22 protein-coding genes and 1 tRNA gene are annotated in these 23,701 nt (G+C 60.2%); 8 read left to right on the top strand and 15 right to left on the bottom strand.

Annotated elements, in window-relative coordinates; translation table 11 throughout:
- Positions 1 to 50: 50 nt before the first annotated feature.
- Positions 51 to 923 (top strand): metal ABC transporter permease, encoded by an 873-nt coding sequence (locus tag A7P95_RS02565; RefSeq protein WP_067590681.1) that lies wholly within the window; start codon positions 51 to 53, stop codon positions 921 to 923.
- 122 nt (positions 924 to 1,045) lie between these two features.
- Positions 1,046 to 1,960 (top strand): metal ABC transporter solute-binding protein, Zn/Mn family, encoded by a 915-nt coding sequence (locus A7P95_RS02560; protein ID WP_179945888.1) that lies wholly within the window; start codon positions 1,046 to 1,048, stop codon positions 1,958 to 1,960.
- Positions 1,961 to 2,167: 207 nt separating this feature from the next.
- Here A7P95_RS02560 and A7P95_RS02555 read toward each other — a convergent pair whose 3' ends face one another.
- From A7P95_RS02555 to ilvD, 3 genes are all read right to left on the bottom strand, one after another.
- Entirely contained in the window at positions 2,168 to 2,725 is a 558-nt protein-coding gene (locus tag A7P95_RS02555) for an SH3 domain-containing protein (RefSeq protein ID WP_067590678.1), read from the bottom strand.
- 141 nt (positions 2,726 to 2,866) lie between these two features.
- Positions 2,867 to 3,262 carry an SH3 domain-containing protein gene (locus A7P95_RS02550; protein WP_067590676.1) on the bottom strand — a complete coding sequence of 132 codons (396 nt, stop codon included), beginning with the start codon at positions 3,260 to 3,262 and terminating at the stop codon, positions 2,867 to 2,869.
- A 315-nt stretch (positions 3,263 to 3,577) separates the two neighbouring features.
- Entirely contained in the window at positions 3,578 to 5,437 is a 1,860-nt protein-coding gene (gene ilvD, locus A7P95_RS02545) for a dihydroxy-acid dehydratase (RefSeq protein ID WP_067590674.1), read from the bottom strand.
- A 445-nt stretch (positions 5,438 to 5,882) separates the two neighbouring features.
- Here ilvD and nhaC point away from each other — a divergent pair, with 445 nt between their 5' ends.
- The gene (nhaC, locus tag A7P95_RS02540) at positions 5,883 to 7,250 is read left to right on the top strand and encodes a Na+/H+ antiporter NhaC (protein WP_067590740.1); all 1,368 of its coding nucleotides are present in this window, start codon (positions 5,883 to 5,885) and stop codon (positions 7,248 to 7,250) included.
- Between the two features lie 289 nt (positions 7,251 to 7,539).
- Here nhaC and A7P95_RS02535 read toward each other — a convergent pair whose 3' ends face one another.
- Both A7P95_RS02535 and A7P95_RS02530 read right to left on the bottom strand, forming a co-directional pair.
- Positions 7,540 to 8,859: an anaerobic C4-dicarboxylate transporter gene (locus tag A7P95_RS02535; RefSeq protein WP_067590736.1), complete on the bottom strand. Its 1,320-nt coding sequence runs from the start codon at positions 8,857 to 8,859 to the stop codon at positions 7,540 to 7,542.
- Between the two features lie 224 nt (positions 8,860 to 9,083).
- Positions 9,084 to 9,157, bottom strand: a tRNA-Gly gene (locus tag A7P95_RS02530).
- An 11-nt stretch (positions 9,158 to 9,168) separates the two neighbouring features.
- Here A7P95_RS02530 and A7P95_RS02525 point away from each other — a divergent pair.
- Positions 9,169 to 9,828: a hypothetical protein gene (locus tag A7P95_RS02525; protein WP_067590671.1), complete on the top strand. Its 660-nt coding sequence runs from the start codon at positions 9,169 to 9,171 to the stop codon at positions 9,826 to 9,828.
- Positions 9,829 to 9,883: 55 nt separating this feature from the next.
- Here the strand turns inward: A7P95_RS02525 and A7P95_RS02520 are convergent, their stop codons facing one another.
- From A7P95_RS02520 to A7P95_RS02500, 5 genes are all read right to left on the bottom strand, one after another.
- Positions 9,884 to 10,528, bottom strand: coding sequence for an HAD-IA family hydrolase (locus A7P95_RS02520; protein WP_067590668.1), 645 nt, complete (start codon positions 10,526 to 10,528; stop codon positions 9,884 to 9,886).
- Positions 10,529 to 10,621: 93 nt separating this feature from the next.
- Positions 10,622 to 11,623, bottom strand: a complete 1,002-nt coding sequence (locus A7P95_RS02515) for a Rieske 2Fe-2S domain-containing protein (RefSeq protein ID WP_067590665.1) — start codon at positions 11,621 to 11,623, stop codon at positions 10,622 to 10,624.
- A gap of 256 nt (positions 11,624 to 11,879) precedes the next feature.
- Complete coding sequence (locus A7P95_RS02510) at positions 11,880 to 12,146, bottom strand: hypothetical protein (protein WP_067590661.1); 267 nt, start codon at positions 12,144 to 12,146, stop codon at positions 11,880 to 11,882.
- 192 nt (positions 12,147 to 12,338) lie between these two features.
- On the bottom strand, positions 12,339 to 13,415 hold the full coding sequence (locus A7P95_RS02505; RefSeq protein ID WP_245636547.1) for a GNAT family N-acetyltransferase: 1,077 nt from the start codon (positions 13,413 to 13,415) through the stop codon (positions 12,339 to 12,341).
- Between the two features lies 1 nt (position 13,416).
- Complete coding sequence (locus A7P95_RS02500; protein WP_245636546.1) at positions 13,417 to 15,024, bottom strand: ATP-grasp domain-containing protein; 1,608 nt, start codon at positions 15,022 to 15,024, stop codon at positions 13,417 to 13,419.
- 200 nt (positions 15,025 to 15,224) lie between these two features.
- Between A7P95_RS02500 and A7P95_RS02495 the strand changes: the two genes are divergently transcribed.
- The 4 genes from A7P95_RS02495 (at position 15,225) to A7P95_RS02480 (ending at position 18,147) form a co-directional block, all read left to right on the top strand.
- On the top strand, positions 15,225 to 15,863 hold the full coding sequence (locus A7P95_RS02495; RefSeq protein ID WP_067590652.1) for a DedA family protein: 639 nt from the start codon (positions 15,225 to 15,227) through the stop codon (positions 15,861 to 15,863).
- 139 nt (positions 15,864 to 16,002) lie between these two features.
- A complete protein-coding gene (gene holB / locus A7P95_RS02490; RefSeq protein ID WP_067590649.1) occupies positions 16,003 to 17,001 on the top strand; it encodes a DNA polymerase III subunit delta' in 999 nt (332 codons plus the stop codon).
- A gap of 16 nt (positions 17,002 to 17,017) precedes the next feature.
- Positions 17,018 to 17,377: a PilZ domain-containing protein gene (locus A7P95_RS02485; RefSeq protein ID WP_067590646.1), complete on the top strand. Its 360-nt coding sequence runs from the start codon at positions 17,018 to 17,020 to the stop codon at positions 17,375 to 17,377.
- A 2-nt stretch (positions 17,378 to 17,379) separates the two neighbouring features.
- Positions 17,380 to 18,147 (top strand): TatD family hydrolase, encoded by a 768-nt coding sequence (locus A7P95_RS02480; protein WP_067590643.1) that lies wholly within the window; start codon positions 17,380 to 17,382, stop codon positions 18,145 to 18,147.
- Positions 18,148 to 18,245: 98 nt separating this feature from the next.
- Here the strand turns inward: A7P95_RS02480 and ftsZ are convergent, their stop codons facing one another.
- The 5 genes from ftsZ to A7P95_RS02455 form a co-directional block, all read right to left on the bottom strand.
- Positions 18,246 to 19,418, bottom strand: coding sequence for a cell division protein FtsZ (gene ftsZ, locus A7P95_RS02475; RefSeq protein ID WP_067590639.1), 1,173 nt, complete (start codon positions 19,416 to 19,418; stop codon positions 18,246 to 18,248).
- Between the two features lie 100 nt (positions 19,419 to 19,518).
- Positions 19,519 to 20,760: a cell division protein FtsA gene (gene ftsA, locus A7P95_RS02470; protein WP_067590636.1), complete on the bottom strand. Its 1,242-nt coding sequence runs from the start codon at positions 20,758 to 20,760 to the stop codon at positions 19,519 to 19,521.
- Positions 20,761 to 20,806: 46 nt separating this feature from the next.
- Positions 20,807 to 21,577, bottom strand: a complete 771-nt coding sequence (locus tag A7P95_RS02465; RefSeq protein ID WP_067590633.1) for a cell division protein FtsQ/DivIB — start codon at positions 21,575 to 21,577, stop codon at positions 20,807 to 20,809.
- Positions 21,561 to 22,481 carry a D-alanine--D-alanine ligase gene (locus tag A7P95_RS02460; RefSeq protein WP_067590629.1) on the bottom strand — a complete coding sequence of 307 codons (921 nt, stop codon included), beginning with the start codon at positions 22,479 to 22,481 and terminating at the stop codon, positions 21,561 to 21,563. Before A7P95_RS02460 ends, A7P95_RS02465 begins: the two co-directional genes overlap by 17 nt.
- Before the next feature lie 79 nt (positions 22,482 to 22,560).
- Entirely contained in the window at positions 22,561 to 23,613 is a 1,053-nt protein-coding gene (locus tag A7P95_RS02455; RefSeq protein WP_067590627.1) for a hypothetical protein, read from the bottom strand.
- Positions 23,614 to 23,701 lie beyond the last annotated feature (88 nt).

Below are 23,701 nucleotides of genomic sequence, written 5' to 3'. Positions count from 1 at the left end.
AACTGACACCGCCGCCCATTCCCACCACTCACTTGAGCCAAACACACACCATGACCCTATCCCAGCTCCTCATCGAACCCTTTGACGACGATTTCATGCGCTATGCGCTCGCCTCCGTGCTGTTTTTGGCCGTGGGCGCGGCGCCGGTGGGCGTGTTTTTGGTGATGCGGCGCATGAGCTTGGTGGGCGACGCGCTCGGCCATGCGGTGCTGCCCGGCGCGGCGGCGGGCTATATTGCCGCCGGTTCGCTCAGCCTGCCGGCGATGAGCCTGGGCGGTTTTGCCGCCGGGCTGGCGATGGCGCTGCTCGCCGGCCTAGTGAGCCGGCACACGAATTTGAAGGAAGACGCAAACTTTGCCGCGTTTTATCTGGCCAGCCTGGCCTTGGGCGTGGTGCTGGTGAGCAGCTACGGCAGCAATGTGGATTTGCTGCACCTGTTGTTCGGCTCGGTGCTGGCGGTGGACACGCCTTCGCTGATTCTGGTGCTGTGCGTGAGCGCGGTGTCGGTGCTGATGCTGGCGGTGATCTACCGCCCGCTGATGCTGGAGAGCATCGACCCGCTCTTCCTGCGCGCGGTAAACGGGCGCGGCGGGCTGTGGCATGTGCTGTTTCTGATGCTGGTGGTGCTGAACTTGGTGGCGGGCTTTCAGGCCATCGGCACGCTGATGTCGGTGGGGGTGATGATGCTGCCGGCGATTACGGCGCGGCTGTGGGCGCGCAGTATGGGCGGGCTGATTGCGCTCGCGGTGCTGATTGCGCTCGCGTGCAGCTTCTGCGGGCTGCTGTTTTCCTACCATGTGGACATCCCTTCGGGGCCGGCGATTATTTTGTGTTTGGGCGGCGTGTATGCGGTGTCGCTGTTTATCGGGCGCGAGGGCGGGATGCTGCCGAAATGGTGGCGCGGGCGGCATTTGCGGGTGTGAGGTTTGCTGTGCCCAACTGCACCCAACCAGCTTTAAAGGCTACCTGAAAATTTTCAGGTAGCCTCAAGGAAGAGCCAAACGGCTCGTTGATACAAGCCAATCAAAAGGAGCAAAAGATGAAATTGAAACATTGGAAACTCGGCCTCATCGCCGCCCTCTTCTCCGGCAGCCTCTATGCCGCGCCGCTGGAAGTCGTGTCCAGCTTCAGCATTCTGGGCGACGTGGCCAAGCAGGTGGGCGGCGAGCGCGTGAACGTGAGCAGCCTAGTCGGCCCCGACCAAGACGCCCACGCCTACAACCTCACCAGCCGCGACATGCACCGCATCCGCAACGCCAAGCTCGTGCTGGTAAACGGCCTCGGCTTCGAGCAGGCCGCCGTGATGCGCGGCATCCGCCAAAGCGGCACCCCCTTTGCCGAAGCCACCAAAAACATCCGCCCGATGAAAGCCGAAGAGCACGACGACCATGACCACGATCACGGCCATCACGGCCACGATCACCACCACCACGGCGAATTCGACCCCCACGTATGGAACGACCCCGTGCTGATGAAAACCTACGCCCAAAACGTAGCCGACGCCCTCATCCGGGTCGATCCCCAAGGCCGCGCCTATTATCAGCAACGCCTCACCAACTACCAAGGCCGCCTCGACGCCATGCACCAATGGGCGCAAACCCAATTCAACAGCGTGCCCGCCGCCCGCCGCAAAGTGCTCACCGGGCATGACGCCTTCAACTACCTGGGCAAACGCTACCGCGTGGAATTCATCGCCCCGCAAGGCGTGAGCACCGAAGCCGAGCCCTCCGCCCGCCAGGTTTCCGCACTCATCCGCCAAATCCGCAGCCAAAACATCCGCGCCGCCTTTAGCGAAAACATCAAAGATTCGCGCATGGTGGAACGCATTTCCCGCGAAACGGGCATCCGCGTAAACGGCAAGCTCTACTCCGACGCCCTCAGCCGCGGCGCCCCCGCCGCCACCTACGAGCAGATGTTCCGCCACAACGTCAGCTCACTGGTGAACGCGATGAAGCAGTAATTGCTTTGAAACCGGTTTGAACCGGGCATAGTAAAGGCTACCTGAAAAATAGTTTTCAGGTAGCCTTTTTGCATGCCGCAGTCGCCCGGGCATTCATGCTCGACAATCCTGCGTATGGTGTGGAAAACATTCGGCCTGCATACCCGGCCTACTTTTTTCAGGTAGCCTCTGCGGGCTGCCGGAGGCTACCTGAAAATTTCCGCACCGTTAACGCACGGCTTTCGGCCTTATCTGACTTTTGTGTACATAGCCATAAGTGTCGCCGCCTCTGCCTTGCACACCCACATAAAGCCAATCACCTCTGCGATTGGCGGGGCGCTCGATCAGAGTGGTGCCGTTGGGGATGCGTTGCTGTATTTCGGCGCGGATGTTGGCATTCATGCGCAGGTTGGCCGTGCCGTCGGCGCTGTGCACGATATAAACGTGGCGCAGGCTAACCTGGCTTTGGTGCACATAGCCATCGATGAGGCGCCGATCTTGCGGCTGGTACGGGCGCAAAGCCAGCTGCACACGGTACCACGCGCCATTTTTGCCGAGGATGGCGACCTCGCCCAAGTTGTCACACACGGCAAGGATGTCGGCGCGGGTGGTGGGCTGGGCGCGAATGTTTACGGTTTCATCGCCGTCGGTAACCAGATAGGTGGAGACAGAAGCGGGGCTGGGCAGGACGCAGCTGTCGGTGTCGGCACCGGCGACAGCGGAAGCGGAAGCTGCCAGCAGCACGGCGCTGAGGGCGGCGGTTCGGATGGTTGGGGAAGAAATCATGGGCTTGCTCCTATACGGGGTTGGGAAAATCTGGCGGCATTATCTGCCATCATGATGGCTGATATGTGCCGGATAAATTTCAGGTAGCCTGAGCCTGCATGGCAACACAGGCTACCTGAAAATGCGGTGCGGCCTTGCTTCTCAATTTTCGCGCTGCAACTGGCTTTTGTGCACAAAGCCCATCACCGGCTCGGTCACAAACAGCCAGCTGCCCATGCTCTGCTCAGGATACACCCACACCCGCGTACCCCTGCGCAGTTGGGCAATCGGCGGCTCGTCCATATAAACGCCGCTTTTATAGGCTTCGCGCACATTGGCGTAGCCGTCGCGGCTGCTCACGATATAGCTGTGCAGCAGGTGCACCACCTGGCTCTTGTGAATATAGCCTTCTATGTAGCCGCTGTGCCGGCGCTGCACGTGATACCAGTTTCCCTGTCGGCCCAAAATTGCGAATTTCTCGTTGCGATCTAGTTGCACCAATATCCCGCTTTGCGTGGTGGGCTGCGCGCGCAGGTTTACCCGATTGTCCGGCTGCATATGCGGATCAGTTTGCGCTACCGCAGATAAAGAGAACGCTGCCAGCAAAGCCATAGCGGAAGGCTGCCAACGTGATACGGAAGAAAACATAAGACACCTCCTCAGTTAATCGGCTACCCACAAACATTTCTTTACATACAGCCATCATACCTAAAATACTGGCCGAAATAAAGTTTCAGGTAGCCTGCATGGTGATACAGGCTACCTGAAAATGCAGCTTCAACACAGTTGAAACGGGCAAAGCGAGTTTCTACGCAACTAAAGCAGCGGTGTCCGCTTCTGTGGAGCAAAAACGGTGCACGGCTGCGCCGTCAATCAACGCTCAATCTGGCTCACATCCCTTACCGCGCCCCGGTCGGCCGAGGTGGCCATGAGGCCGTAGGCGCGCAGGGCTTGGGAGACGTGGCGGTCGCGGTTTTCCGGCTTCCAGGCTTGGCTGCCGCGTGCTTCCATTTCGGCGCGGCGGCGGGCGAGTTCTTCGTCTGATATGGCGAGGTGGATGCGGCGGTTGGGGATGTCGATTTCAATGGTATCGCCTTCGTGTACGAGACCGATTGCGCCGCCTTCGGCGGCTTCGGGGGAGGCGTGCCCGATGCTTAAACCGGATGTGCCGCCGGAGAAGCGTCCGTCTGTGAGCAGGGCGCAGGCTTTGCCGAGGCCTTTGGATTTCAGGTAGCTGGTGGGGTAGAGCATTTCCTGCATCCCCGGGCCGCCTTTGGGGCCTTCGTAGCGGATGATGACGATGTCGCCGGCGACGATTTGGTTGCCCAAAATGCCTTCTACGGCGGCTTCCTGGCTTTCAAACACGCGGGCGCGGCCGGTGAACTGCCAGATGCTTTCGTCCACGCCTGCGGTTTTGACCACGCAGCCGCGTTCGGCGATGTTGCCGAAGAGTACGGCCAAGCCGCCGTCTTGGGAGTAGGCGTGGGCGGCGTCGCGGATGCAGCCGTTGGCCCGGTCGAGGTCGAGCGTTTTCCATTGGCGGTTTTGCGAGAAGGCTTGGGTGGTGCGGATGCCGCCGGGTGCGGCTTTGAAGCGTTCGATGGCTTCGGTATTGGCGGGGTTTTCGATGTCCCAGCGTTGGATGGCTTCTTTCAGGCTGCCTGAATGAATAGTGGAGACGCGGGTGTCGAGTTTGCCGATTTGGTCGAGCTGTTTCAAAATGGCCATGATGCCGCCGGCGCGGTGCACGTCTTCCATGTAGTAGTCGTAGTTATTGGGCGCGGTTTTGCACAGGCAGGGCACGACGCGGCTGAGGCGGTCGATGTCGGCCATTTTGAAGTCCACGCCGGCTTCTTGGGCGACGGCGAGCAGGTGCAGGATGGTGTTGGTGCTGCCGCCCATGGCGATGTCGAGGTTCATGGCGTTTTCAAAGGCGGCTTTGGTGGCGATGCTGCGGGGCAGCACGGTGTGGTCGTTTTGCTCGTAGTAGCGGCGGGTGATGTCTACAATCATGCGCCCTGCTTCGAGAAACAGCTCTTTGCGCCCTGCGTGGGTGGCCACCAGCGAGCCGTTGCCGGGCAACGACAAGCCGAGCACTTCGGTGAGGCAGTTCATGGAGTTGGCGGTAAACATGCCTGAACATGAGCCGCAGGTGGGGCAGGCGTTTTGTTCGATTTCGCTCACAGCGGCATCGGATACGTTGTCGTCTGCCGCATCAATCATAGCGTCAATCAAATCCAAACGGCGGTCGGCGGCAATATTGATAGCACCGACCACTCTGCCCGCCTCCATCGGCCCGCCGGAGACGAAGATGGTTGGGATATTGAGGCGCATGGCGGCCATCAACATTCCAGGGGTGATTTTGTCGCAGTTGGAGATGCACACCAGTGCGTCGGCGCAATGGGCGTTCACCATGTACTCCACGGAATCGGCAATCAAATCGCGGCTGGGCAGGGAGTAGAGCATGCCGCTGTGCCCCATGGCGATGCCGTCATCGATGGCGATGGTGTTGAATTCTTTGGCAATTGCGCCGGCTTTTTCGATTTCGCGGGCAACGAGCTGGCCCATGTTGTGCAGGTGCACATGGCCGGGTACGAACTGGGTGAAGGAGTTGGCGATGGCGATAATGGGTTTGCCGAAGTCTTCGTCTTTGACGCCGGTGGCGCGCCAGAGCGAACGCGCACCCGCCATGTTGCGGCCGTGGGTGGAGGTTTTGGAGCGGTAGTCGGGCATTTGGGTGGTCCTTTGTTGGGCACGATGGTTTATAGAATAGTTGAGGCTACCTGAAAACGCCGGCTTCCACGCTTAGTGAAAACGGATTGGGCGCTTGGTTTTCAGGTAGCCTTTCGGTTGGGACGTATTTTAGCCGAATAGGGCGGGCTTGTTGCAAGTGTTGACTCAAAACGCTATGCGCCATTTGTTTTATATTTTATCCATATTTTTGCAATTTTATTCCACAAACTCTGTTTTCAATATGATTCCAAACCGTTTTCAGGTAACCTAAAACACAAATCGAGCAAATTCCTGCCTGTTTGAATCGGGTGTTTCCCACGCCGAGATTGCCTTGGCGGGCGGAAAATGATAGTTTGGCGGCTTCTTTACAAAAATTGTGGCACAAACTGCCAATGCAAAATTAGAGGAAACTGAAGTGAAAGAAGCAAAAGAAGCCTTGTTGGAAATGCGCCCGCGCGAGGCGGCGGTGATTGCCGCGCTGGTGGTGGCCGTGATGGGTATCACCATGATTCAGTTTGGCTGGGTGCCGCATTTGTCGGTGATTTTGGTGTTGTGCACGCTCTTGGTGTTCGGCAAAAGCAAGGGGCTGGAATTCGGCCAAATGCAGCTGAGCATGGCGCGCGGCGTGCTCTCGGGCATCGGCGCGATTTATCTCTTTTTCTTCATCGGCTTGCTGGTGTCCGCGCTGATGATGGCGGGTTCGATTCCCACGCTGATGTATTACGGCTTCGAGCTGATTTCGCCGCGTATTTTCTATCTTTCCGCCTTCGTGCTCACTTCACTGGTGGGCGTGGCCATCGGCAGCAGCCTCACCACTTGTGCCACCCTGGGCGTGGCCTTTATCGGCATGGGCACGGCGCTGGGCGCCAATCCGGCCGTGGTGGCTGGGGCGGTGGTGTCCGGCGCGTTTTTCGGCGATAAGATGTCGCCCTTCTCCGACACCACCAGCATCGCCGCCTCCATCGTGGGCATCGACCTCTTCGACCACATCCGCAATATGATGTACACCACCGTGCCCGCCTGGCTCATCACCGCCGTGTTGCTGTGGCTGCTCTCCGGCCACACCGCCAATGCCGACCTCGGCATGGTGGCCGCCTTCAAAACCCAGCTTCATGCCAGCGGCCTGGTGCACGGCTACACCCTGCTGCCTTTCGCCGTGCTCATCACCCTCGCCCTGCGCCGTGTGAACGCCATCTACACCATCATCCTCACCATCCTGGTGGCGCTCGCCCTCACCTATCTGCACAGCAGCCCCAGCATTGAGCAGCTCGGCGGCTACTTCTTCAACGGCTACCAAGCGCCCGAAGGCAGCGATTTGGGCGACGTGGGCAAACTGATTTCACGCGGCGGCATCAGCAGCATGTTTTTCACGCAAACCATCGTTATCCTCGCCCTCAGCCTCGGCGGCCTGCTCAACGCCCTGGGCATCCTGCCCGCCCTGCTCTCCGGCATCAGCCACATGCTGGTGAACGCCGGCCGCGCCACCTTCACCGTGGCCGCCACCTCGCTGGGCGTAAACGTGCTCATCGGCGAGCAATACCTCAGCCTGCTCCTGGCCGGCAACACCTTCAAACCGGTATACCAACGGCTCGGCCTGCATCCTCGCAACCTCGCCCGTACCGTGGAAGACGCCGGCACGGTAACCAACCCGCTGGTGCCCTGGAGCGTGTGCGGCGTGTTTATCCACCACGCGCTGGGCGTGGCCGTGATCGACTACCTACCCTATGCCTTCTTCTGCTACCTCAGCCTGCTGCTCACCCTCGTGTTCGGCTTCACCGGCATCACTCTGAGTAAAAGCGAAGCCGCGGCATAAAGCACACGGCCAAACCAAAAGGCTACCTGAAAGCGTGAGCTTCAACGCAGTTAAAACGAGCAACGCGAGTTTCTGCGAAGCTAAAATTTTCAGGTAGCCTTTCGCGCCCACGGGCCAATCGGCCTGCCTTGGCTTTGCAACTGCCGCCGTATCTCATCATGCCGAAACCAGAAAAACCTGGTTTCAGGCTACCTGAAAATATCCCCACCGTTTTTCAGGTAGCCTCTTCCTCCCCAAAATCAAACCGCCCGAGCCGAAGCCCGGGCGGTTTCTCAAACGGACGAACCGTTCAACCCAAAAACATTTTGGCAAACATCAGCCCCAGCACCAGGCTGAAGCCCATGCTCAAAAGCCCGGGCAGCATGAAGCTGTGGTTGAAAATATACTTGCCGATTTTCGTGGTGCCCGTGCTGTCGAAATCGATGGCCGCAATAATCGGGCCGTAGTTCGGGATAAAGAAATAGCCGTTCACCGCCACAAACGTGCCGATGATAATCGGCGCGGACACGCCCAGCGCAATCGCCACCGGAAACAGCGTGGCCACCGTCGCCCCCTGGCTGTTTACCAGCACGGAAAGCACAAACAGCGCAAAGGTAAATGCCCAAGGCGCGCTTTCCACCAAGCCCGATACCGCCATTTTCACCTCGTCCAAATGCCCGTGCATCAGCGTATCGCCCAGCCAGGCCACGCCAAACACGGCAATCACCGCGCGCATACCGGCATGAAACACCGAGCCCTGCGTAATCGCGTTGCCGTCCGGCTTGCAGGTGACGATAATCAGCGCCGCCGCGGCCAGCATCACGATTTCAATCGTGTGCGCCATGCCCATCGGCTTGTCGTTAAACACCGGGCGCAGCGAAGGCAGCGCGCCGAGCAACACCACCAAAATGGCGGCAAACAAGAAAATCCCCACCGAAATCTTAGCCTTGGCGCCCACTTCCGTATCCGCTACCGCCGTTTCCGCCTCATACAGCTTGCGGTAGGCCGGGTCTTGCGGGCGGCGCTGGTATTCCGGGTCGTCTTTCAGCTCCTTGCCCATTTTGTTCACCAGCACGCAGGCAATGCCGATGCCCAACACCGTGGAAGGAATGCTCACTTTCAGCACGTCCGCCATCGTGATGTGCTGCGGCTCCAAATAGCTCACGCAAGCCACCACCGCCGCCGCAATCGGACTGGCAATAATGGCAAACTGCGAAGCAATCACCGCCATCGAAAGCGGCCGCTCCGGGCGGATGCCGTTTTTGCGGCTCACTTCCGCAATCACCGGCAGCACCGAATACGCCACATGCCCCGTGCCGGCCAGCACGGTGAAGCTATAAGTAACCATCGGCGCGATAAAGGTGATGTATTTCGGATTTTTGTGCAGCACACGGGTAGCGATTTTAATCATATAGTCCAAACCGCCCGCCGCCTGCATGGCTGCCGCAGCCGACACCACCGCCATAATCATCAGCATCACATCAATCGGCGGGCTGGTGGGCTCCAGGCCGAAGCCGAACGACAGCACCGCCAAACCCACGCCGCCAAACACACCCAGGCCGATGCCGCCCACGCGCGCGCCGGCCAAAATGCACAGCAGCACCACGGCAAACTGGATGAAAAACTGCATATGTTGAGCAAAAAAGCCCATGTTGCCTCCAAAAGTAAATTTATGTATGCAAAACGAAGGCCGCAGTTTAGCAAAAATTAACAGCAAATAAAACAAGTTTTATGCCAGCCATGCCGCAAACCGCCCGCCCCTCGCCGAAATCATTTTTCAGGTAGCCTCACACGCAGAACGAAGGCTACCTGAAAACGCCAACAAAAATCCCACGCCAAACAGCGTGGGACAAATGGAGCGGGTAACGGGAATCGAACCCGCATAGTCGGCTTGGGAAGCCGGTGCCTTACCATTAGACGATACCCGCAAAACAGGAGTGTGCGCAGTATAGCAGAAGCCGCCGCACCTGCCCATGCCCGCATACCGCCTAATCGCGGAAAAACAGCTCGCGCAAAAGCCCATCCCGCGACGCCGCATCGCCTCCGGCCGCACACACCCAATACTCCCCTTCCGGCCGAATACAACGCCATTCCAGCTTCGCCCCTTCCTCGTTTCTGCCCGAAGCAGACAAAGCCTGCCCGTCCCGCTTCGCCTGCGGGGACTATTTCAGGCTTCAACAACACCGTATCCTTCCTCCACATCTCCCCCCTCGCCAACCCCGAAAGCTGCGCCAGAAACCCAAGCGCCTGCAGCCGGCACGGCCTGCAATACACCTACGGCAAAGACGGCCGCCTGCAACAAATCCAAATCTACGACCGCAGCATCATCCTCAAAGGCGAAAACAGCTACACCTTCCTCGCCAACGGCACCGCAAACGTATACGACCACAAGAGCAACAACGACACGGCAAACTTCAACAAAATCGACAACATCCCCGCCAGCGAAGCCCTGCGCCGCCTCACCACCCAGCCCCTCCAGCTCGCCGCCCAAGCAGCGCAACTGCCCGCCGGCTGCCTTCGCGTGGCATCCCTGCCCGAACCGGCGTTTTGGCGAAATTTGCTTTGCCTGCTTTCACTGTGTGGCAGCTTACCGTTTTAGCGAAACTCGCTTCGCTGGTTTTAACTTCGTTGAAGCTCACGCTTTCAGGTAGCCTTTATGCTTCCAGCCAATCAGCCAGGCTGGCGAGCCCGTCGAGCATGGCCAGGTGGGGCACGGTTTGCAACTGCGCGGGGGTGTGGGCGCCAGTGGTAACGGATACGGCGGGGCTGCGGGCGTTGGCCGCCATCTGCAAATCGTGGGTGGTGTCGCCGATCACCAGGGCTTCGCGGGGGTGCACGCCGAGCTCGTTGCAAATGGAGAACACCATGTCGGGCTGGGGCTTGGAGGCGCATTCGTCGGCGGTGCGGGTGGCGAAGAAGAGGCTTTGGGTGTTGGTATCTGCCAGCCCGGTGTCGAGTTTGCGCCGGCTGCGGCCAGTGGCGACGGCGAGCCAGTAGTGCTGCTGTAGCCGATGCAAAACATCGTAGGCGCGGTCGAATAGAATATCGGGGGGGCTGTGGTGGAATCGGTCGGTTTGGTACACCCGGCCGACTTCGGCAATTTGTGCGTCGTTCAAATCGGGGCAGAGGCGGCGCAGTGCGTCGTGCAGGCCAAGGCCGATGATGTCTCGGATGGCGGCTTCGCCCGGCGGCGTGCGACCGAATTCGCGGAACGAGGTTTGTACGCGGCTCACAATTTGGGCGGTGGAATCGGCCAAGGTGCCGTCCCAATCGAAAATCAATACGCGGTAGGGTTTCATGGGGGTTCTTTCTATTGGGTTGGATTGGGGCTACCTGAAAAAGCATGGCGGTATTTTTCAGGTAGCCTGATTGCGGTTTGCGCGCCGGGCGGATTATCCGCCATACAGCACCATCTCGCCCGATTTGTCCTCTCCCTCGGGCGCGTTTTCCAGCAAAAGATGCAGCAGGTGGTCGATGACCAAATCGTTGGGCGTGCTGCAATAGGGGCGGTTGGCGAAATAGCGGCTGTGGTGGCGGTATTGCCGTTTGATGACGGCGGCGTCCTGCAACAGCAGGCATTCAACAAAGGGGCGGAACAGCAGGGCTTTCACGGCAAGCGGCAGGCGGGTTTGGGGGAAATGCACGCGCACGCTCAGGCCGATTTGGCCTTTGTCCTGCGGGATAAAGAAGGCGGAGATGCGGTATTCGCAGCCGCGCGGGGACAGGTAGTCGATGCGCGCCAGCCCGGGGAAGGTGAAGGCGGCGTCGTTTACGGTGATGCCTTGGTCGAACAGCTTGTTAATCAGGCCGTTCTGCCGCTCGTGGAGGACGTAGCGGGTGGCAAAGCCGTTGGCGTGGCGGCTCTGGCTCACGGTCATGCCCTGCCGTCCCGCGCCGCGCAGCAGGCCTCGGTGGATATAGGGCGTGTGGGTGGGGTCGAGGAAGTTTTCGATGGCGTGGATGAAATCGCCTTCCATCTGTTTGGCGGCGTTTACGGTTTCAAAGCTGGGCGGCGCGTCGAAATCGGCATAGGGCGCAAACGGCACGTCGGGCGCAAGGCACACCCACACCCAGCCGCCGTGTTCGCGGCAGGGATGGGCGGGCACGGCGGAGGCCTCTTCGCAGGCGCACATTCCGCCCGGCACGGCGCACACTTTGCCCGCCGCGTCGAACTGCCAGCCATGGTAGCCGCATTGCAGCCGCCCCGACACGATTTTGCCCGCGCTCAGCGGCACATGGCGGTGCGGGCAGCAGTCGTCGAAACACACCGCCTGCCCGCCAAGCCGCGCCAACACCAGCGGCTGCCCCAACAGCTTGCGGGCAAGGGGCTTGTGTTTGAGTTTGGCGGAAGGCACCAGCGGGTACCAGGCGCGTTTCATTTTGGCGATGTTCATGCGGTGTTCCTGTGGTATTAAAAGCTGCTTGAAAACGGAGTTTCCGAAGGAAGCGAAGTTTCTGCGAAGCTAAAACGGAGTTTCTGCGAAGCTAAACGGCGTTTCCGGTTTTCAGGTAGCCTGATTGCGGTTTGTGTATATTCGGGCGGTTTGCCGCAGGTCGGGCAGCAATGCTGGCCTATCCGACTGCGGATTTGGAGGCTACCTGAAAAACAATGCCCTCTTTTTCAAGTAGCCTGAATTGCGCCCCGCCGCCTTAAAACCTGTCTTTAACCTTGTCGAACTCGATTGCAAAATCGCCCAGGCAAAACAGATATTCCCGCTCGAAATCGGGCGTGTCCCAGCCTTCGATATATTGCAGGAAGGAGAAAACGGCGGGGTCGGTTTCCGCGCCGGCGGACTCTATCCGCCCAAGCAGGGCGGATGCGCTTCGGGAGGCGGCTTCTCTGGATATGCTGCCGTCCAATACCGCTTCGGCCAATTGTTTGATTGCCTGGTTGGTTTCTCGGCTGATGTCTGCCATACGCATTCCTTTCGGATAGGGCATTGCCTGCCGCTTCCGTTTTGCCCTCCCGTGGGAGTATATGTAGGTTGGATTGCAAAACCCAACAAAACCTTTGAATTGTCTGAAATGTTGGGGCTTGACCCAACCTACCCTGCGGGCTTGGAGGCTACCTGAAAAACGATGTCGGTTTTTTTCAGGTAGCCTCCCGTTTCACAGGCCGTATTTCAGCAGCGTTTTCTTGTAAAACGCATGGCTCAGCGCGTGCAGCAGCGTCCAAATCGCTCGGCGCGGCGGCGGCAGGTGGCGGGTATAGACCGCCATGTATTCGATGGCGGGGGCGGCTCCGCGCACTTTTTTGAAATCGGGCGCGCCGGAGCTGAAATTCAACACCAGCCCGGCTTCGTGCGCGGTCTGCATCGCCTGCGCCATGCAGCGGCGGTACAGCCCTGCGCGTTGCGGCACGGCATCGTCGTAGCCCACGATGGGGGCGGTGGCGGTGTCGCTGTCCTTCACAATGCCGGACACGCCCGCTCCCGCGCCGGTTTCCGCGTCGCGCAGCAGATACAGGCTCAGGATGCCGCGCGCGGCGGCTTCACGCAGGAAGCGGGTGGCGAACTGCACGTTTTGCTGGGAATATTTGTGCAGATACAGACGGTTATAGCAATATAGGGTTGCCTGAAAATCGGCTTCGGGGCTGCTTGCGTCCAAACGTTGGAACACATAACGCCCGTCGTGCAGCAGTTTGCGGTCGCGGCGGGTGTTGGCTTTGGCGCAGGCGTGCGGCCAGTCGTCGATGATATAGACTTGGCGCGACACCAGCATCTGCCAGCCGAGCCGTTGCAGGCGGGCGATTAAATCCGCGTGCTGGCGCACGTTGAGCGAGCGGACGGAGAGGGCGTGGCGCGGCCATTTCTGCACGGCGGCATCGGTCAAATCCGCCATGGAGGCTACCTGAAAACGCTGCGAGAAGCTGTTGGTGGAAAGGCAGTAGTTGTTGAGCGTGGCCATGCGGTCGATTTGGTTGGCGCGCAAAATACCACCCAAGCCCGCCAGCAGACCTGCCGCCGCCATGCGCCGCAGCGGCGGCAGTTTCACCAGTTCGTCTCGGGCGTAATCCACAATGGCGGCGTGCGGCGAGGCGGTGTAGCAGTTGGGCGTGGTGCGGTCGATGACGGTGCAGGGGATGTTCAGGCTGCCTGTGTCGAGCTCTTCGGCGCGGGCGTTCATGTTGGCAAACAGTGCGTGCAGCGGCACGTCGCGAAACAGCGCGGCAAAGGCGCGGGACAAATCAGTTTCCATCGCCGTCGAACTCGATGTCGAAGGTGCTGGCGTTGGTGAGCGGCTTGCGGTATCTCGCGCTGCGCCAAACCATCTCGCCCAAGGCCAGCCATTGCGCGTAAAACGGCAAATCGGCAATCACGTCTTGGGCACGGCGGTAATCCTGCCAAAGCTCGGCCCATGTTCCGCGTTTCCATGCCTGCACGCCGAACAGCAGCGGCAGGCTCGCGCCCACGCGCAGGGGGCGGGGCGGGGGCGGGTTTTCCTGCGACACGAGGCTGCCTGCCGCATCAAACGCCAAACGGCCGCGCAGCAGGTGCAGCCCGCTGGTGGCGCGGGGGTTGCATTCGATGAGCCACAGGTCGCGCCCGTCGTCAATAAAGTCGAACGCCGCCTGCCCGTGGTAGGCGTTTTGGGCGGCAAAGCGGGCAACAAACTCGTCCAAGCGCGAATCGTGCAGCGGCTCGAAATAGGTGGATGCCGCGCCGTTGAGCAGGTAGCGCGGGCGGTAGGCAGCGTGCGCCAGCACCTTGCCGCGCTCGCACACGGCATAGTTGCACACGCCCTGCCCCGCGATGAATTCCTGCTGCACCCAGGGATAGTCCGCGCCGATGCGGAGGTGTTTCAGGCTGCCTTCGCGCACGCCGCGCACCACCGAACGCCCGAAGCGGGAATACACGGGTTTCAGCACCGTTTTGCGCGTATCGTCGTCCAAGCGCACTTCATCGGGCGAGGCCACGCGCCGCGTTTCGGGAAAGCGCACCGCCGTGCCTTGCGGCATCCGCGCGAAAAAGCGGAATTTGTCGTGCAGGGCGAACAGGGTTTCGTTGTCGGGCATCCGGCATTTCGCCCGTTCGGCGGCGGGTAAATCCAGCTTGGCGAGATAGAAAATGTCCTCGCAGGTGGGGATGACGCAGTCGGCCTGCGCCACCAGTTCCGCCATGGCTTGCGCGTAGCCCGCAAAATCGAGGCGCGGGGGCGGAATGCGGCGGTATTCGCCCAAGCCGGCAAACGCGCCCACGGGAAAGCGCAGGCTGTCGCAAAACACGACGCGGTGGCCGCCGCTGCGGGCGAAGCGCGCCCATTCGAGTGCCACGGGGGCGCGGGGGGAGGTGATGAGGAGGTTCATTGGGGGGGTCCTAGATTTCAGGTAGCCTTTGGTGGGTGGCATGGCAACGCGGTTTGATTTTTCAGGTAGCCTTGAACACGTTTCCATTTCATTCGGGGCAGGATTTAGTTTTTCAGGTAGCCAATTTCCACAGCCAAAGCAGCAGAGGCACAGCAAAAAACATACCTCGTTGCAGCAGAGTATTACGCCGTACAGCATCAACACATACGGCCGCAGCTCCGCATAAGCCGCCGGCCGGATATACGGATTATCCGCCACCTCGGCATGCCGCCACACCAGCCGCTCCACCGGCCGTGCCCGAAAACTCATCCCGCGGCCCATCATCGAATCCGGCAGGAAATAATCTTCCTTCACCTCCCTGCCCGGCGGCGCGGTGTGGCGATACCAGGCCAACAGCGGCGCGGCATATTTGTCCACATGCAGGCGCAATCCCAGCTCGATAATCAGCAGCAGCACGATGCCGCCGACGCAGGCGAAAAACCAGCTCATCGCGTTTCCTTATTTGGGTTCTGCCGCAACCGATATTTTTCAGGTAGCCTTCAATGCCCGTATTCCGGCGCGGCTTGATTTTTCAGGTAGCCTCTTTAAAGGCTACATTCTAACTTATTTCCCCGCCGCAGCCGCCCGCCCCTTTCAGCCCGTCCGCTCTTGCCTTACAATGCCGCCCATTTCCCACACGCACACCCGCCATGATTGCCCACTTGATTGATTTCGTCCTGCATATCGACCAACACCTCATCGAGCTCACCCAAAGCTACGGCGTTTGGATTTACGCCATCCTATTCCTCATCGTGTTTTGCGAAACCGGGCTGGTGGTCACGCCCTTCCTGCCAGGCGATTCGCTTTTGTTTGCCGCCGGGGCGGTGGCCGCGCTGGGCGGCATGAATGTGCACTTGGCGGCAGCGCTGCTGCTCGCCGCGGCGGTGATTGGCGACGCGGTAAACTTTGCCATCGGCAAATATTTCGGCGAAAAGCTGTTTTCCAAACCCGATTCGCGCATCTTCAAACGCGAATATCTGGATAAAACCCACGCCTTCTACGAAAAATACGGCGGCAAAACCATCATTCTGGCGCGCTTCGTGCCGATTGTGCGCACCTTCGCGCCTTTCGTGGCCGGCATGGGCGACATGCACTACGGCCGCTTTATCCGCTACAATATCATCGGCGCCGTGCTGTGGGTGGGTCTGCTCACCTATGCCGGCTATTTCTTCGGCGAGCTGCCGGTGGTGAAAAACAATTTCGGCCTGGTGGTGATCGGCATCATCGTGATTTCGGTGCTGCCGATGGCGGTGGAAATCGCCAGGGCCAAGTGGGGCAAAAAAGGCTAGTTTGCCCGCCCCGGCTGCCGATTTGTGCCGCGCGCATTTTTCAGGTAGCCTTCCCGCCCGCTTCCCCGCACCGAAGCTTTGTTTCTTAAAGAGAAAATTTTTCAGGTAGCCTCATCTTTTCCGGCAGCCTCATCCCGCTATGATTTACCCCTGGCAACAATCCGCCTGGCAGCAGCTGGCCGCGCAGTGGGCCAACCGCCCCAACGCCTGGCTGTTCACCGGCCGCCGCAACACCGGCAAAACCACCTTCGCCCGCCATCTAACGCAGGCGCTGCTGTGCGAGCAGCCGCAAGCCGGGCACCAGCCCTGCGGCAGCTGCCCCTCCTGCCACCTGTTCGCCCAAGGCAGCCACCCGGACTACTACGAGCTCACGCCCGAGCTGCCGGCCGAAGGTGAAAGCGGCCGCAAATTGCTGCAAATCAAAATCGACGCCGTGCGCGCCGTGCTCTCCCCCCTGCTGCAAAGCTCCGTGCGCGGCGGGCTGCGCGTGGTGCTGGTGCAGCCGGCGGAAACCATGAACATCCAAGCCGCCAACGCGCTGCTGAAAATGCTGGAAGAGCCGCCCGCCGCCGTGGTGTTCCTGCTGGTAACGCACAACAAAGACCGCCTGCTGCCCACCATCAAAAGCCGCTGCCGCCCCTTCCTGCTGCCCGCCCCGAGCGCCGAAGAAGCCTTGGGCTACCTGAAAACGCACGGCTCGCACGATGCCGCCCAGGCCGAAGCCCTGCTCGCCTTCCACTGCGGCGCCCCCCTGTTTGCCGCCGAGCCCGAGCAAGACGCCCTGCGCGAAGAGTTGTGCCAGCTGCTGGCCAAGCCGCGCCTGCTCGCCATGCTGGATTACGCCGCCGCCTTCGACAAGCAAAAATGGCCGCTCGCCGTATTCCTGGATTGGCTGCACAAATGGCTGGCCGACACCGCCCTCGCCCAGCAGCAGCTGCCCCCGCTGTATTACCCGCAGCACGAAGCCGCCCTTTTTCAGGTAGCCTCCCGCACGGCAGGGCAGCCCCTGTTTCAATTGGTGCAGCGCCTAAACCGCCTCAGCCCTTACGGCCGCCACACCTTAAGTGTTAGAATGCAGATTGAAAATTTGTTAATCGACTATCTCGCCTTCTGGCAAAACAAACCCTCTACTTACTAAACAACAAGGACATACCATGAGCACACCCGCCGAGCAAGCACCCGGCCGCATGATGAGCGTGAGCCTCAAAGACAAACCCACCGCCTACTACAGCTACATGCCCTTCCTCGAACACGGCGGCATCTTCGTGCCCACCAACGATCAATTCACCATGGGCGAAGAAGTGCTGCTGATTCTCGAGCTGTTCGACCAGTCTGAAAAATACTTCCTGCGCACCCGCGTGGTGTGGATCAACCTCAGCCGCACCACCAGCGGCCAGCCGCAAGGCGTCGGCCTCGCATTCGGCGACGACGAAACCGCCATCAAGTGTAAAAACTACATCGAAGACCAACTGCCCGGCCTGCTGCACACCGACCGCGCCACCTACACCATGTAGCCATGCTCATCGATTCGCACTGCCACCTCAACTTCCCCGAGCTCGCCCAAAGGCTACCTGAAATCCTCGGCAACATGGCCGAAGCCGGCGTGGGCAAAGCCATCGCCATCAGCGTGAGCCGCCAGAGCTTCGAAGAAGTACACGCCATCGCCCAAGCCCACCCCCACATCTACGCCACCGTCGGCATCCACCCCGACGACCCCGAAGCCCAAGAATTCAGCCTGGATGAGCTCTTGGCGCGCGCCGCCCTGCCCAAAGTGGTCGGCATCGGCGAAACCGGCCTGGACTACCACTGGTGCAAAGGCGATTTGGCCTGGCAGCACCAACGCTTCTCCCTACACATCGAAGCCGCCAACCGCAGCGGCCTGCCCCTCGTGGTGCACACCCGCGATGCCGCCGACGACACCATGCGCCTGTTGCGCGAGCACCAAGCCCACGCCGGCGTGATCCACTGCTTCACCGAAGACGTGCGCATCGCCAAGCTGGCCTTGGATTTGGGCTTCTACATTTCCTTCTCCGGCATCGTTACCTTCAAAAACGCCACCGCCATCCAAGAAGCCGCCCGCTACGTGCCGCTCGACCGGCTGCTGGTGGAAACCGACTCACCCTACCTCGCCCCCGTGCCCAAACGCGGCAAAACCAACGAGCCCGCCTACGTGCGGCACACTGCCGCCTTCGTTGCCCAACTGCGCGGCGACACCCTGGAAAACATCGCCCAAGCCACCACCGCCAACTGCCTGCGCCTGTTTCACAAAATTCCAGCAGCTTGATTAGTCCGATTCAATCGGCTTATCCGCCCAAAGGTATGGACGCAACAAAAGGCTACCTGAAAATTTTCAGGTAGCCTTTTACTATAAACCAAACCGGCTTAATCAGCTTGTCGGCGAATCACCGCCGGAATCTCGAAATCGTCCAGCACAGATTGGTTGGCAAAATCGGAAGCGGCCAAATTCATGGTGCGGGCGGTGCGGCCGGAACGGATCACGCTGTCGATTTCCGGGAAGCCGCCGTCGGTGCCGGTGGCTTGGGCGGCTTTCACCATACGCAGATTGCTGCTCTGGCTGTTGTCGCCCTGCTCTTTCAGGCCGGTTGCGATGATGGTAACGCGGATTTCGCCTTCCTGCATGGCCGCATCTTCGGCCGTGCCGTATTTCAGCTCAGCATCCGGGTGGGCATATTCGCTCACCACCGACATGATTTCTTTATATTCTTTCATGGTCAGGCCGTCGGGGGCGGTGGTGATGTTCACCAGCACGCCGCGCGCGCCTTCCAGCGTTACGTTGTCCAGCAGCGGGCTGGCAATCGCCTGCTCGGTGGCCATACGGGCGCGGTCGATGCCCTGCGCGAAGCCGGAGCCCATCATGGCCATGCCCGTAATGCCCATCACGTTGCGCACGTCGGCAAAGTCCAAGTTGATCATGCCCGGGCAGGTAATCACTTCAGCAATACCGGCCACGGCGTTGCGCAATACGTTGTCCGCGGCGCGGAATGCCTGGCGCACGGTTACGTCTTCGCCCAATGCGGTCATCAGCTTGTCGTTCGGGATAACAATGAGGGAATCCACCTGGTTTTTCAGGGTATCCAAGCCTTCTTTGGCAATCTGGATGCGTTTGCCTTCGTGCTCGAACGGGCGGGTTACCACGGCCACGGTGAGGATGCCCAGCTCGCGGGCGATTTCGGCCACCACGGGAGCGGCGCCGGTGCCGGTGCCGCCGCCCATGCCGGTGGTGATGAACAGCATATTGGCGCCCTGAATGGCATCGGCGATGGTTTCGCGGTCTTCCTGCGCGGCGGCACGGCCGGTTTCAGGATTGGCGCCGGCGCCCAAGCCTTTGGTCAGGTTGGTGCCCAGCTGGATGCGTTTGGGTGCTTTATTGCTCTGCAAGGATTGGGCATCGGTATTGGCGCTGATGAATTCGACGCCTTGTACCGTGTTGTCAATCATGTTGTTAATGGCATTGCAGCCGCCGCCGCCGATACCGATAACCTTAATGACCGCGGGACTGGCTGCGGATTCGACAACATCATAAACCAATTGCATTTAACACTCCTTGATTGTGCCCGGAAGGCTACCTGAAAACTGAAATCGCCCGTATTATAAAGGTTTGAACGGATTTTGTGTGCAAGAATAAGCAAAAAGGCTAGAAATTGTTTTTCAGCCACTCTTTAAGGCGGTAGAAGACAGAATCGCCCTCGCCGCCCTGCCTGCCGGCGGGATGCGCGGCGTGCTGGCTGCCGCCTTGTTCCGCCGCGGTCTGCAACAGGCCGATAGCGGTGGCGTAGCGCGGGTTGCGGATGCGCTCAGAGAGGCCGCCCATTTCCTTCGGCACGCCGATGCGGGCGGGCAGGTTGAACACGTCTTCTGCCAGCTCCACCACGCCGGAGAGCAACGAAGCGCCGCCGGTGAGCACCACGCCGGAAGTGAGCACTTCTTCGGGGAAGCCGGAACGGTGCAGCTCGTTGCGGGTGAGCTCCAAAATTTCTTCCACGCGCGGGCCGATCACGCTGGCCAGCACGCGGCGCGAAATCTGGCGCGGCTGGCGGTCGCCCACGCTGGGCACTTCGATCATTTCGTCCAAGCCGTCGCCGGTGGCCAATGCCACGCCGTGGTTGATTTTGATGTATTCGGCGGCGCTGTAGGGCGTGCGCAGGGCTTGCGCCAAATCTTTGGTGATCAGGTCGCCGGCCACCGGAATCACGGCGGTGTGTCGGATGGCGCCGTTGGTGTAAACGGCAATATCGGTGGTGCCGCCGCCGATGTCGATCACGCACACACCCAATTCTTTTTCGTCTTCCGTCAACACTGCGCGGCCGCTGGCCAGGGGCTGCAAAATCATATTGTCGATATGCAGGCCGCAGCGTTCAATACATTTCTGGATGTTCTGCATGGCGGTAACGGCACCGGTAACGATGTGGATGCGCGTATCCAGGCGCACACCGCTCATGCCGATGGGCTCGCGCACGCCGGGCTGGTTATCGATGATGTATTCCTGCACCACGGTGTGCAGAATCTGATGATCCGGCGGGATATTCACGGCTTTGGCGGTTTCGATGGCGCGGTCGATGTCGGCCTGCATCACTTCGCCTTCTTTGATTTTCACCACGCCCTGCGAGTTCATGCTGCGGATATGGTTGCCGGCAATGCCGGTAACCACGCTGCCGATTTGGCAGTCGGCCATCAGCTGGGCCTCTTCCATTGCCTGGGTGATGGCTTGGGCGGTGGCATCGATGTTGGTGACCATGCCGGCTTTGAGCCCGTGCGAGGGCGCTTGGCCGAAGCCGATGATGTGGATTTCGTCGTCATCTTGCACTTCGCCGATCAAAACGATGGTTTTGGAAGTGCCGATGTCCAGCGCGCCTACCAGTTGTTTGTTGTTTGCCATGATGTTTGTCTCGCTTGTTGCTTAAATTATCGGATTGTTGAAATGGTTAGTCGGCCGCCTGATTGCGGGGTGTGGTTTCGTTGTCGTTTTCGTTATCGTTGCCTTCGTTATCGGCGCCTTGCCGGTAGCGTACGGCAAAGCCGTCGCGGTAGCGCAAATCCACGTAGCGGATGTCGGCAGCGCGATCTTTCAGGATTTCGTGCCAAGCCTGCACGAAACGGCGCAGGCGCATGGACGCCTCATTGCGCCCCAAGTGCAATTGGATGCCGTTGCCCAAGGTCAGCACCCGCGACGAGCGCGGGCTGTAGTCCATCCGGCTGATGCTTTGGCCGGTAGGCGCCAAAATGGCCTGAAATTCGGCAAATTCGTCCACCATAATTTTACGCATTCCCGGCGTGCCTGCAAATATGGGAAAGTTTTCGTCGCTCGGCGCATCGAAACCTTTGCCTTCGCTGTCCACCAAGCCGCCGCCTTCCCAGCGCGCCACGGGTTTGCGCTCCACCACCTGAATCTGCACCGTATCCGGCCACAGGCGGCGCACTTCGGCTTTGGCCACCCACGGCAGCGCTTCAAACGCCTGCCGCGCTTCGTTTAAATCGGCTTTGAAAATATTGCCGCGAATATGCTGGCTGGCGGTTTGTTGCAGCTGGGCGGCGCTCAGGCGCTGGAGCTGGCCGTCGATTTTCACCAGTTTAACAGGGAAATACGGCGAATTCATCATCCACATCACGGCAGCCGCCACCAAGCCGATGCCGGCCAAGAGGTAGAGGCTGCTGTTGATGCGTTTTAACGCGCCGGCATTATCCCAAAGTCGCATGGCTCAGCACTTCAACGCATAAGTCGGCAAAATCCAAGCCGGTTTGTGCGGCGGCCTTGGGCACCAGGCTGTGGCTGGTCATGCCGGGCACGGTGTTGATTTCCAAGAGATACAGCTGGCCTTCCTTGCTGCGCAGAAAATCCACCCTGCCCCAGCCGCGCCCGCCGATGGCTTCGAAGCCGGCTTTGGCCAGGCGGCGGATTTCGGCTTCGCCTGCCGCGTCCAAATCGCTCGGGCATTGGTATACCGTGTCGTTGCGGAAATATTTGGCGTCGTAGTCGTAAAACTCGGTGGCGGGGATGATGCGGATGCTGGGCAGCGCCTGCTTGCCGAGCACGGCGCAGGTGTATTCGCCGCCGTCGATGAAGCGTTCGGCGATGATTTCGCCGTGCAGGTGGCGTTCGCGCAGCTCGCGGTACACTTTGGGCAGCTCGCCGGCCTGCTTCACTTTCACCACGCCCACGCTGCTGCCTTCGGCGGCGGGCTTCACAAACATCGGCAGCCCAAGCTCGGCTTCCACGGCGGCAAAATCGCTGTCGTCGTGCAGCACGGCGAAATCGGGCACGGGCAGGCCGAGCGCCTGCCAAATCAGTTTGCAGCGGTATTTGTCCATACCCAGCGCGGAGGCGGCCATGCCGCAGCCGGTGTAGGGGATGCCGATGGAATCGAGCAGCGCCTGCACGGTGCCGTCTTCGCCGTAGGTGCCGTGCAGCACGTTGAAGGCTACCTGAAAACCCTGCGCCTTCAGTTGCAGGATGTCTTGCTCTTTCGGATCGAACCGGTGGGCGTCGATGCCCCGGCCCTGCAAGGCGGCCAACACGGCGGCGCCGCTGTCGAGCGACACTTCGCGCTCGGTGGAAAACCCGCCGTTCAACACGGCCACTTTGCCAAACTGCTTGTTCATTTGCTTTGCTTCTTTCTTGCTAAAACTTTTTTCAGGTAGCCCCTTTGCCAGACGCCCGTCTGAGAGGCTACCTGAAAACTTAAAACCGATAATGCCGCCAGTTCGGATCGTATTCGCAATCCACCTGCGGCTTGAGCTGCGCAAACCGTGCGCATATCTCCTGCGCCTTAGCTGCCAGCCGTTCCGGCTCACCGGTGGCGGCAAACACGGTGCGCTCGCCGCGCGTGAGGTTGGTCACAGACAAGGTAACGATGCCCTGCTGCTGGTGGGCGGCTTCGGCATCGAGCTCGTCTTGCAACTGATAGGCGGCGGTGAGCCCCTCTTCGCCGTCGATGCTGCACTGTACCGACACCACCCAGCCCATGTCCGCGCGGCCGAGCAGGCCGTTGGCCGATTCGTTGCGCAGCAGCACCAGCGCATCGCGGCCGGCTTCTTCGTCTTCGTCGCACTGGTAGGCGGCAAACTCCCATTCCGGCTCGGGATAGAGCGCGTCGCGCCCCAAGGCTTTCCACACTTCGTCTAATTTTTCAGGTAGCCTGTTGAGCGGCACGGCATCCGGCGGCACGGCATCTACAAAATCCAGCGCGCCCACTTTCACCACCGCGTCCCACTCGCCCAGCACATGGTCGAGCATGATGATGGCCAAGTGCTGCACCGCAGCCTTGTCTTCTTCCTTCGGTGGGGCGGCAAACGCCATTTCCAGCGCCGGCAAACCCTGCCACTCCTCGCAGCGCACCAAAATATCCGCCGCGCGCAAATCCACGCCGTTCATGCGGATGGCAAACTGCTCCGAGGCGCCCACCCGCTGCCGGAAGCACACCACCGAGCGCTGCGTGCCCTCCGCCGCTTCGGCCACCAGCGCCAGCACCTGCGGAAACCGCGCAATCACACCGTTGGCGCTGAACACCAGCGCGCCGTTGGCCGGCTCTCCGTCCAGCTCCACCACCACTTCCGGGCAGTGGCGTTGCAGCAATTCGTTGGCTTCGGTTACGAAGGCCACGGCATCGGCAAGCGCCGCCAGCCGTGCTTCTTCCTGCTGCCAATCCGCCCAGAAGCAGCGGGCGTTGGCATTTAATTCATCCAAACGTACGCGGTAGGAGCGGGCGTTGCCGCCGGATTCTGACGAACTCATATTTTGTCCTTGCAAAGGCTACCTGAAAATTGTTCAGCACAGCCTGAACTATCCACAATCAGGCTACCTGAAAGCGCCAGCTTCTGCG

Source organism: Eikenella longinqua, from assembly GCF_001648355.1.
GTDB lineage: Bacteria > Pseudomonadota > Gammaproteobacteria > Burkholderiales > Neisseriaceae > Eikenella > Eikenella longinqua.
Note: the sequence above shows the minus strand (reverse complement) of the source record. Positions and strands in the feature narration are given on the sequence as shown.